This is a genomic window from Microcoleus sp. A003_D6 (genome assembly GCF_036702825.1).
Lineage (GTDB): Bacteria > Cyanobacteriota > Cyanobacteriia > Cyanobacteriales > Microcoleaceae > Microcoleus.
In genome coordinates, this window is the sequence record NZ_JAUBWA010000187.1 from 1 (window position 1) to 8933 (window position 8933).

Here is an 8933-nt window from a genome sequence, read left to right on the forward strand (position 1 = left end):
TAGAAAGAGGGCTAAAGCCCAACTACGTACCTTTATTAATATAACAGTTGCGTCCCAGACGCGAGCTTTGAGTGGTGATTTCTGTCGTTTCAGATTTCTTCTCCCCACAATAAAACCACCCTGCCTACTCCCCTTATTAAGGGGGATGCGAGGGGGATCGAGATATGTGCAACTTCACATTAAATTGGTATTACTTAGAAGCTAGCGGTATGTATTGGTTGCTCGCACTAATTAAGCCGCCGGATAAATTCTAAAGGCAATCCGTCGGTATCGGCAATAAAAGCTACTTCGTAAACATTTTGCCCGATCGCCTGTTGAGTCGGTTCTAATAAAACTTTCAATGCTTGAAACTGGTTTGGTTCCTGCTTAGCAGCTTGTTCAAACTGCTCTTTCAGAGACTGCAACCAAGTCGGCAAGTCAGTTGTCGCCTCAGTTAAATCAAAAGATAAATGATAGTATCCAACATAATGCTCGTCTGTGAAAGCATCCGGTGCGGGTTTTGGTTCTGGGATTTGAATGAGTTCGATGCGTCCGTTGAGACCTTCCATCCAACAGGCAAGGGTGTAACCTGTGGTAAAGCGATCGCTCACAGTAAATCCCAACTGTTCGTAAAAGGCGATCGCCCGGTGAATGTTAGCAGTGCGAATCGAGGCGTGGTGCATTTGATTTTGGCAGTGGGCAGTGGGCAGTGGGCAGTGGGCAGTGGGCAGTTGATAGTTCGCAGTTGGCACTTATTATCTATCCTATGTTATTTGTCACCTACTACGAATAAACTAATAAACTAATAAACTAATAAACTAATAACTACTGCCAACTGCCAACTGCCAACTGTCAACTGCCAACTGACTATTCAAACAACCGAAAATAGGGATATCTAATCGGAACTCCAGGCTCTTTTTCCAAATCAAAATTAATCACTTCCCAGCAAGGTTCCTCCTGGGGTTCGGGGCTAAAATCCACAGGTAGACCGTAAAGCCTCGGCCGCGGCGATTCCGACTGGCCCCGCCAAGGCGTGCTGCGTTCCAAATAAGCGCTGATTAAGTCCCGATAGCGTTGAGCAACGATCACGCGAGTTGCTCGGTAGCCTTGAGTATAAAGTCGATCGAGCGCTTCGTGAATTTCAAACCGAATCCCGTCCGGATGAGTGTGCTGGCGATACCATTCATCCTCCCAGCGGCGCCAGTGCCGCCCAGACTGAAGGTGAACTAAATCGCCCGTTTTTGGATCTGCCTCAAAAGCCCCGTGACGCGGACACAAATAGGTATCCGTGAGCGTTAGAGCCGGAATTGTTTGGCGACAGTGGGGACACTGAATTTCCGGGCCAAACATCGGGTATTGCAAGGCAACTTCAATCATTTATTTGCGTCCCAACATATTTTCTCTGCAAAAGTGCCAAATAGTTTTATTATATCGCGTATTGACAACCCGCTAATCTGCTAGAAGTATCACGATCGACCAACAAATGAGCAATCTCCACAAACCTCTGCCTGCAATTCCTTCCTATTGGCCAAGGCCGGATCTCTCCCAAGCTGCTTTTGTCGCTGAAGGTGCTGTTGTAATGGGCAGGGTAGAGGTGGCTGCGGGCGCTAGTATCTGGTACGGGGCGGTGGTGCGGGCGGATGTAGAGCGAATTGCGATCGGCTCAAGTACCAATATCCAAGATGGAGCAATTCTGCACGGCGATCCGGGGAAACCGACTGTTTTGGAAGATTTCGTGACAGTCGGACACCGAGCCGTGATTCACTCAGCTTACATTGAACGGGGCTGCCTGATCGGGATTGGGGCGATCGTCCTCGATGGAGTCAGGGTGGGCACAGGCTCTATCGTCGGTGCAGGGGCGGTTGTCACCAAGGACGTTCCCCCTCACACGCTAGTTGCGGGAGTGCCGGCCAAGCGCCTGCGGGATGTCTCTGAGGAAGAAGCAGCCGAGTTGGTGGAACACGCTAAGCGTTACGAAAAGTTGGCTCTGGTTCACGCGGGGAAAGGTTCTGATTTGGGATTTGGTTAGTTGATAAAATAAGATTTTAAGCAAAAAACTATTAGTTTCCAATCGCTTACACCGCGCCAAAAATCCTCACCTTTGAAACATTCCTCGATCGATATTGTGACAACTTCCGCGCTGAAAAAGCGCTGATTTTAAGCGATCGGTAAGGGTCTGGAAAAAAGTGTATCACTTTTTCACGTATCAGATACTTCATCTCCTAAAACATTCGACTCATAAAATCTCCACCATCGGACAAATGAGTCAATTCCAGAAGGAAGGATTGGATTTTTTTTGATGAAACCTGCCGCCCTTGACTCACAACCCTGCCATCAATCACTAAAGCTGGAGTACAGCGCAATCTTAGTCGTTTCACTTCTTCAATATCTGCAATGCAGTTAACTTTTGCGGTGATGCCCAGTTTAGCGATCGCCGTTAAAACATTGTCTTCTAGAAAATGACAACTTTCGTGATGAGTGCGAATAATTTCAACGTCAAATGTATGCATTAGTAAGTTTCTCCAAACAGACATGGCGGAAGTTGATAATCGCAATTTAACGATGACAATAGTTGCTGAATTGTTGCTCCTAGTTTCATCGGTTGAACGGTTGGTGAAGAGTTCCCTTTGACGGTAGATACAAAAGATGAAACTAGGAGCAGTGGCATTTTCAGCGTTTAATCAGTTCTTCAGACTGACTAACTGATGGAGGAGAGAGAGGACAACTGATTGCCGTTGGAGTTAACGCGCAAACTGCTGCATCGGTGGTCTCGAAACAGTTTTGTTTACCAATTTTGTCCAGCAATCCGCTGCGTTCTAACAAGTTTTGAACTTCAGGTTGTAAGCCAGTCAAAAGGAGGCGACAGTCATGTCGTTTCAAATCGCGATAGATGTCTTCCAAGGCCACGATTCCAGTAGTGTCCATATTGGGTACGAACCGCATCCGCAAAATTAGATACTTCACTTCAGGTTCATCCCGCAGGAAGGTAACAAAGCGCTCTGCTGCCCCAAAAAATACAGGCCCATCAACCCGATAAACAGCAATTTGTTTGCTCAATTCAAGGGGTAGACCGGGCGGAAAGGCTTCTGTTTCGGGGATTTTCGCCAAATTGAGCTCGCTCATGCGCTTAATGAATAACGCCCCAGCAGCAATTAACCCGACTTCCACCGCCAGCACCAAATCAAACAGAATGGTGACCATCCAAGTCAGCATCATTACGCCGAAGTCAGAGTAGGTTGCCCGCATCAGTAAGCCGATCGCTTCCCACTCAACCATCCGCACACTCGTCACCATCAAAATTCCTGCCAATGCTGCCAGGGGAACTTGAGCCGCTAAAGGCGCTAATGTCAAAACGATGATTGCGAGTGCAACCCCGTGAATGATTCCAGACAACCGGGTTTTGCCGCCCGATCGCACATTCACCGCTGTACGGGCGATCGCTCCCGTTGCTGGAATACCGCCAAAGAATGGAACCACAATGTTTGCTAAGCCCTGACCAATCAGTTCGCGATCGCTGTTGTGTTTCTCGCTAACAGTCATACCATCGGCAACCACAGCAGATAGCAGCGATTCAATACTGCCCAATGCGGCTAAAGCTAATGCCGGATTAATCAATTCTCGGATCACCCTAAAATCATTGGCGTGGGGAATCCCTTGGGGCATGGGCAACGATTGTGGGATAGAACCAATAGTGGGAACATCGAGGTGAAACAAAGAGGCGATCGTCGTTGCCAGCACCAACCCTACCAATGAACCCGGTATGGCAGTCGTAATCCTTGTCCAAAATAGCTTGGTCAGAATCACCACAGTTGCCAACCCGACTGCCTCTAGGTTTAATCCTTCCCAATGGGTAAGGGTTTGCCAGATGCCCGGTAAAAAATGTTCACTACGGGGCAACTGCAACCCAAAGAAATTATTCAATTGTCCGCAAAAAATAATCACAGCGATGCCGTTGGTAAAACCTGCTGTGACTGGATAGGGAATAAACTTGACCAGTCTACCTAGTTTGGCGACGCCCAGGGCAACTTGAATAATTCCTGCCATTACCCCGGCAATCCACACCTTCTCGATACCATATTGGGTGACAATCCCAATCAGGACTACCGCCATCGCTCCCGTGGGCCCTGTAATCTGCACCGGGGAACCACCAAATACCGCCGCCACGATGCCCGCCACAATTGCCGTGTAGAGTCCGGCTTTGGGTTCGACGCCACTGGCCACAGCAAACGCCAAGGCCAGAGGAAGGGCAACCACGGCAGCAGTCAGCCCACCAGTCAAATCACCTCGCCAATGAGCAAAGGTGCGATCGAACCAAAACCGCAGACCACCCATGAAACCGTTTACTACTGTCATTGAGTTTTAAAATCTCCCTATGTGTGTGAATTTTTATATCTTGCAATATTCAAAGTCTTGCATATAGGTTAACACTCGTGCTAGATTGTGGCAACCAGCAATCCACCAGGGAATTTTTACCCCGCTGCTGCAATAGCCATCATCTACGAGGATTAACCGCCTGCGGTTAATCCTCGTAGATAGTTAAAACTGGATCAAACATATACACCGAGATGGGTTACATTGAACGACCTTTTCTAAATGGGACTGAAGATTCATGTCGGCTTTGGTGCGTTGTCCGCCTTCTCCCTAATTTCCAAAATATTGTTCTTGCTCGATATTTTTCTCGTACAGATGCGAGCGCTCATCTGCAATTTCTGAGGCGATCGCGACCGACGGCATTTTATGCTGTCGTATTCGATTTTATTCCTAATTAAAAAGCGATAAATCCGCACATCCGCTTATTTTTCGTAGAGTAGCAAAGACAATGAATATTAAAATTTTTGATGTCGATCATGGCTTTCGCTCTGCCATTGAAGCCGATGATTATCGTACAGTCCTGATTGACTCTGGCTACAGTTTTCGCAATGGTTTTCGACCGAGCTGGTATTTTCTCAATCATCGAACCCGTCACCTCGATTACTTAATCGTACCTGCTTACACCGAAGATCCTTTTAAAGGCTTCTCTGATTTAATGAGTCATTTATTGGAACATAATTTTTCGATTGATTATTTGATGGCTAATCCATCAATTGATGTAAATAGTGTTCCTGAGTTAGCCGTTCGGAATCCCGGCACGGGGAAAGAGCTAAGACTGTTAAACAAAGTTTATAATGGGCAGACAAATGTAGATCAAAGGATTCATCTAGGGGATGTGACTATTTCTTTTTTCTGCAACCAGTATCCAGAGTTTCTTAACGTTCATAATCTCAGCCTAGTTACCTTCCTGTATGCTCGGGATGTCAATATCATCTTTCCCGGTAATTTGAAGACACAAGGGTGGCACGGTTTATTGCGAAATCCTAAATTTCGCGATCGACTTCGCCAAGTCAACCTATTTGTCGCTTCCAATCACGGACAAGAAGATGGTTACTGCCCAGAAGTATTCAACTATTGCAGCCCCGATCTAATTATCATCCCTAACCACGTTCATCAGCCGCTTGGGGCCGACCGCATCCGTCAGTATGAACGTCATGCCAGGGGTTTGTGGACAACCTTCGGTAAGCAACGAGTGTTAACCACCGGCGATGCCAGAACCATCACGATCAATCAACCGCCAAGTGAATCACTACAGGTAATTACTCAAAAGCACAAAGTCTATTCTATTAGAATCAATAGAAATCGATACCTTAACGCCCCCCGGATTACTCCAGACGGTCACTTGTATGACAGAACATCAGAATGTTAAGATGACCCAAAAAGCTGTAAGGATACTTAGGTAATAGAATGGCATTGAAACCCAGCGATTTTAAAGCAGACCTTTTCAAGGTGTTGTCTAATCCAGTGCGGATTCAGATTTTAGATACCCTGCGAACACGAGAGCGCAGCGTCAACGATATCGCTGACTGGCTGGAAATAGAGCCTTCGTCTATCTCTCAGCAATTAGCCGTGTTACGAAGCAGGAATTTGGTGACAAGTCGCAAACAGGGAAACTTTGTGTTCTATTCCATTCGTGACCGGGCTATATTCAAGATTTTGGATGCCGCGTTAGAAGTATTTAACAACCATCTGGTTGACGTGCGAGATGCCCTGGAACAGTTGCAATAAGAACTAATGGCTGGTTTATAGAAATCAAGGTTTTGCCAATAGACATCTCCAACAAATAATCTCAAGCTTTTTATAGACGTAGGGCGTAGGCAGAGGTGATCTGGGCGCCATATCTTATTTTTCCAAGATGTCGATCGCTGATTATATTCTGCCCCGATAAAGTGGCTTGCTGCAATCTAAAATCTAAAATCTAAATCAGAAACTGGGTTTTTTGTGTAAGTCCTATATATACTATTAAAGCTCTGCCGGAATCCCACCGATCGCCTTTGCTTATAAAAATAAATTATGAACGATCGCACATCCCATCCAAACATCCCCCCACAGGCATGGAAACGTCCTATCGGCCTCGGTTGGGAGAATCCCTATACAGTCCGCTACGCAAGCAATCTCGACGACGGGCCCTGGCACGGAATGCCTCTGGGCGGGTTCGGTGCCGGCTGCATCGGGCGATCGTCCCGCGGCGACTTCAATCTCTGGCACATTGACGGCGGCGAGCACATTTTTCGCAGTTTGCCCGCTTGTCAGTTCAGCGTTTTTGAAGAAACTCAAGGCAAGAAACAAGCTTTTGCACTGTCCACAGAACCGCCTACCGATGGCAGTTTATCTAGTTGGGAATGGTATCCTTGCGAAGGAAGAAGGAAGAAGGAAGAAGGAAGAAGGGAAGAAGAAAAAACCGGGGAAGAGTCTAATTCTTCGGGGAGTTATCATGCTTTGTATCCGCGCAGTTGGTTTGTTTATGAAAATGTGTTTGAGGCTAAATTAAGCTGCGAGCAATTTTCGCCAATTTTGCCGAACAATTATCAGGAAAGCAGTTACCCAGTAGCCATGTTTGAATGGGTGGCACACAATCCTACAGATGCGCCGATTACTCTCAGCATCATGCTGACTTGGGAGAATCTTGTCGGTTGGTTTACTAATGCCAATAAGTCGCCGGAAGTGATGGTACGAGATGATGGTAGTCCTTTTTATGACTATCAACCCAGGTGGGGAGAAAGTGCCGGAAATTTGAATTTGTTGGTGGAAGATTTTCACCGGATCGGTTGCGTGATGACGCGGTTGACTGCTGAGGAGGAAGCGCAAGAGGGAGATGGACAGTGGGCGATCGCAACTATTACTAATCCGGCGGTAGAAGTATTTTATCAAACTCGCTGGAACCCGGCGGGGAATGGCGACGATATTTGGCGCAACTTTTCTGCTGAAGGTTTCTTGGTGGATGACAAAGACGAGACAGCAGCCGCAGCAGGGGAACAGTTGGCCTGTGCGATCGCAGTTCGCTTTACTATTCGACCGGGAAAAACTCGCAAAATCCCCTTTATTATAGCTTGGGATTTGCCCGTTACTGAGTTTGCATCGGGAGTTTGGTATTACCGCCGCTATACGGATTTCTTTGGGCGCAACGGCAAAAATGCTTGGCCGATTATTCGCACGGCGATGAAGCATTCGGATACTTGGCGCGAAAATATTGAAGCTTGGCAAAAACCCATTTTAGAACGGCAAGATTTGTCAGACAGTTTCAAAATGGCTTTGTTTAATGAATTGTATATCCTAACTGACGGCGGTACGCTTTGGAGTGCGGCTGACGAACGCGATCCGAAGGGTCAATTTGGAGTTTTGGAGTGCATTGATTACCGCTGGTATGAAAGTTTAGACGTGCGTCTTTACGGTTCTTTTGCTTTGTTGATGCTGTGGCCGGAATTAGAAAAATCGGTAATTATAGCTTTTGCACGGGCAATTTCTGCGGGTGACGATACGCCGAGAATTGTGGGCTGGAATCAAGCATCGGCTATTAGAAAAGCAGTCGGTGCGACGCCGCACGATTTAGGTGCTCCTAACGAACATCCTTGGGAGAAAACGAATTATACTAGCTATCAAGATTGCAATTTGTGGAAGGATTTGCCTTGCGATTTTGTGTTGCAGGTTTATCGGGATTTCCTGTTGACTGGCGGCACAGATTGTGAGTTTCTGCAAGAGTGTTGGCCGGCAATTGTTGAGGCTTTGGCTTATCTGAAAACTTTTGATGAGGATGGGGACGGAATTCCTGAGAATTCGGGAGCACCGGATCAGACGTTTGATGATTGGCAAATGCGGGGGATAAGTGCGTATTGCGGGGGTTTGTGGTTGGCGGCGCTGGAGGCTGCGATCGCGATCGGCGAAATCTTGGAAGATGCAGCACCGCAGATAATTCCTAACCTTCAAGCAAAGATAGCATTATATCACAGTTGGCTGCTACAAGCAAGACCGAGCTATCAAGAAAAACTGTGGAACGGTCAATATTACCGTTTGGACAGCGAGAGTAATTCCGAAGTTGTAATGGCTGACCAACTGTGCGGTCAATTTTACGCGAAACTGTTAGGATTGCCGGATATTGTGCCACCAGAATGTGCAGCTAGTGCTTTAGAAACTGTGTACGATTCTTGCTTTTTGAAGTTCAACGAGGGCGAGTTCGGTGCAGCGAATGGAGTGATGCTGAATGGTTCGCCGGAAAATCCCAATGCAACTCATCCTTTGGAAGTTTGGACGGGGATTAATTTTGGGTTGGCGGCTTTTTTGGTACAGATGGGAATGGAGGAAAAAGCGTTTAAATTGACGGATGCGGTGGTGAAGCAGATTTATGAAAATGGGTTGCAGTTTCGCACGCCGGAAGCGATTACGGCGGGGGGGACTTTTCGGGCGAGTCACTATTTGCGGGCGATGGCGATTTGGGCGATTTACGGCGTGTTGACGGGTTTTAAAAGATGACAGGACTTACGCATAGGACTAAAGAAACCGGGTTTTTATATAATAGACCTCTTGCAAAAATAACTAGGACGGGCAAGATGCCCATCCCACAAAATTTTTTTTCTTGTGGAATGGGC

The 8933-nt window shown here is 47.0% G+C and carries 8 protein-coding genes; 4 read left to right on the top strand and 4 right to left on the bottom strand.

What is annotated here, in order from left to right; genetic code table 11:
* Positions 1-227: 227 nt before the first annotated feature.
* Both QUB70_RS30080 and QUB70_RS30085 read right to left on the bottom strand, forming a co-directional pair.
* Positions 228-662, bottom strand: coding sequence for a VOC family protein (locus QUB70_RS30080; RefSeq protein ID WP_332985362.1), 435 nt, complete (start codon positions 660-662; stop codon positions 228-230).
* 184 nt (positions 663-846) lie between these two features.
* Positions 847-1356, bottom strand: a complete 510-nt coding sequence (locus tag QUB70_RS30085) for a TIGR02652 family protein (RefSeq protein ID WP_332985363.1) — start codon at positions 1354-1356, stop codon at positions 847-849.
* 106 nt (positions 1357-1462) lie between these two features.
* Here QUB70_RS30085 and QUB70_RS30090 point away from each other — a divergent pair, with 106 nt between their 5' ends.
* Positions 1463-2008, top strand: coding sequence for a gamma carbonic anhydrase family protein (locus tag QUB70_RS30090; protein ID WP_332985364.1), 546 nt, complete (start codon positions 1463-1465; stop codon positions 2006-2008).
* Between the two features lie 193 nt (positions 2009-2201).
* Here the strand turns inward: QUB70_RS30090 and QUB70_RS30095 are convergent, their stop codons facing one another.
* Together QUB70_RS30095 and QUB70_RS30100 are read right to left on the bottom strand one after the other, a co-directional pair.
* Positions 2202-2489, bottom strand: coding sequence for a thioredoxin family protein (locus tag QUB70_RS30095; RefSeq protein WP_332985366.1), 288 nt, complete (start codon positions 2487-2489; stop codon positions 2202-2204).
* 160 nt (positions 2490-2649) lie between these two features.
* Positions 2650-4332 (bottom strand): SulP family inorganic anion transporter, encoded by a 1683-nt coding sequence (locus tag QUB70_RS30100; RefSeq protein ID WP_332985367.1) that lies wholly within the window; start codon positions 4330-4332, stop codon positions 2650-2652.
* 466 nt (positions 4333-4798) lie between these two features.
* On the opposite strand from QUB70_RS30100, the gene QUB70_RS30105 reads away from it, so the two are divergent.
* From QUB70_RS30105 to QUB70_RS30115, 3 genes are all read left to right on the top strand, one after another.
* Positions 4799-5719 carry a hypothetical protein gene (locus QUB70_RS30105; RefSeq protein ID WP_332985368.1) on the top strand — a complete coding sequence of 307 codons (921 nt, stop codon included), beginning with the start codon at positions 4799-4801 and terminating at the stop codon, positions 5717-5719.
* A gap of 38 nt (positions 5720-5757) precedes the next feature.
* Positions 5758-6078: an ArsR/SmtB family transcription factor gene (locus QUB70_RS30110; RefSeq protein WP_332985369.1), complete on the top strand. Its 321-nt coding sequence runs from the start codon at positions 5758-5760 to the stop codon at positions 6076-6078.
* A 285-nt stretch (positions 6079-6363) separates the two neighbouring features.
* The gene (locus QUB70_RS30115) at positions 6364-8817 is read left to right on the top strand and encodes a GH116 family glycosyl hydrolase (protein WP_332985371.1); all 2454 of its coding nucleotides are present in this window, start codon (positions 6364-6366) and stop codon (positions 8815-8817) included.
* The last annotated feature ends 116 nt before the right edge of the window (positions 8818-8933 follow it).

Excerpts from the sequence above, each read along its gene's own strand:
- QUB70_RS30080 (WP_332985362.1), bottom strand. The coding sequence starts at position 662 with ATGCACCACGCCTCGATTCGCACTGCTAACATTCACCGGGCGATCGCC.
- QUB70_RS30085 (WP_332985363.1), bottom strand. The coding sequence starts at position 1,356 with ATGATTGAAGTTGCCTTGCAATACCCGATGTTTGGCCCGGAAATTCAG.
- QUB70_RS30090 (WP_332985364.1), top strand. The coding sequence starts at position 1,463 with ATGAGCAATCTCCACAAACCTCTGCCTGCAATTCCTTCCTATTGGCCA.
- QUB70_RS30095 (WP_332985366.1), bottom strand. The coding sequence starts at position 2,489 with ATGCATACATTTGACGTTGAAATTATTCGCACTCATCACGAAAGTTGT.
- QUB70_RS30100 (WP_332985367.1), bottom strand. The coding sequence starts at position 4,332 with ATGACAGTAGTAAACGGTTTCATGGGTGGTCTGCGGTTTTGGTTCGAT.
- QUB70_RS30105 (WP_332985368.1), top strand. The coding sequence starts at position 4,799 with ATGAATATTAAAATTTTTGATGTCGATCATGGCTTTCGCTCTGCCATT.
- QUB70_RS30110 (WP_332985369.1), top strand. The coding sequence starts at position 5,758 with ATGGCATTGAAACCCAGCGATTTTAAAGCAGACCTTTTCAAGGTGTTG.
- QUB70_RS30115 (WP_332985371.1), top strand. The coding sequence starts at position 6,364 with ATGAACGATCGCACATCCCATCCAAACATCCCCCCACAGGCATGGAAA.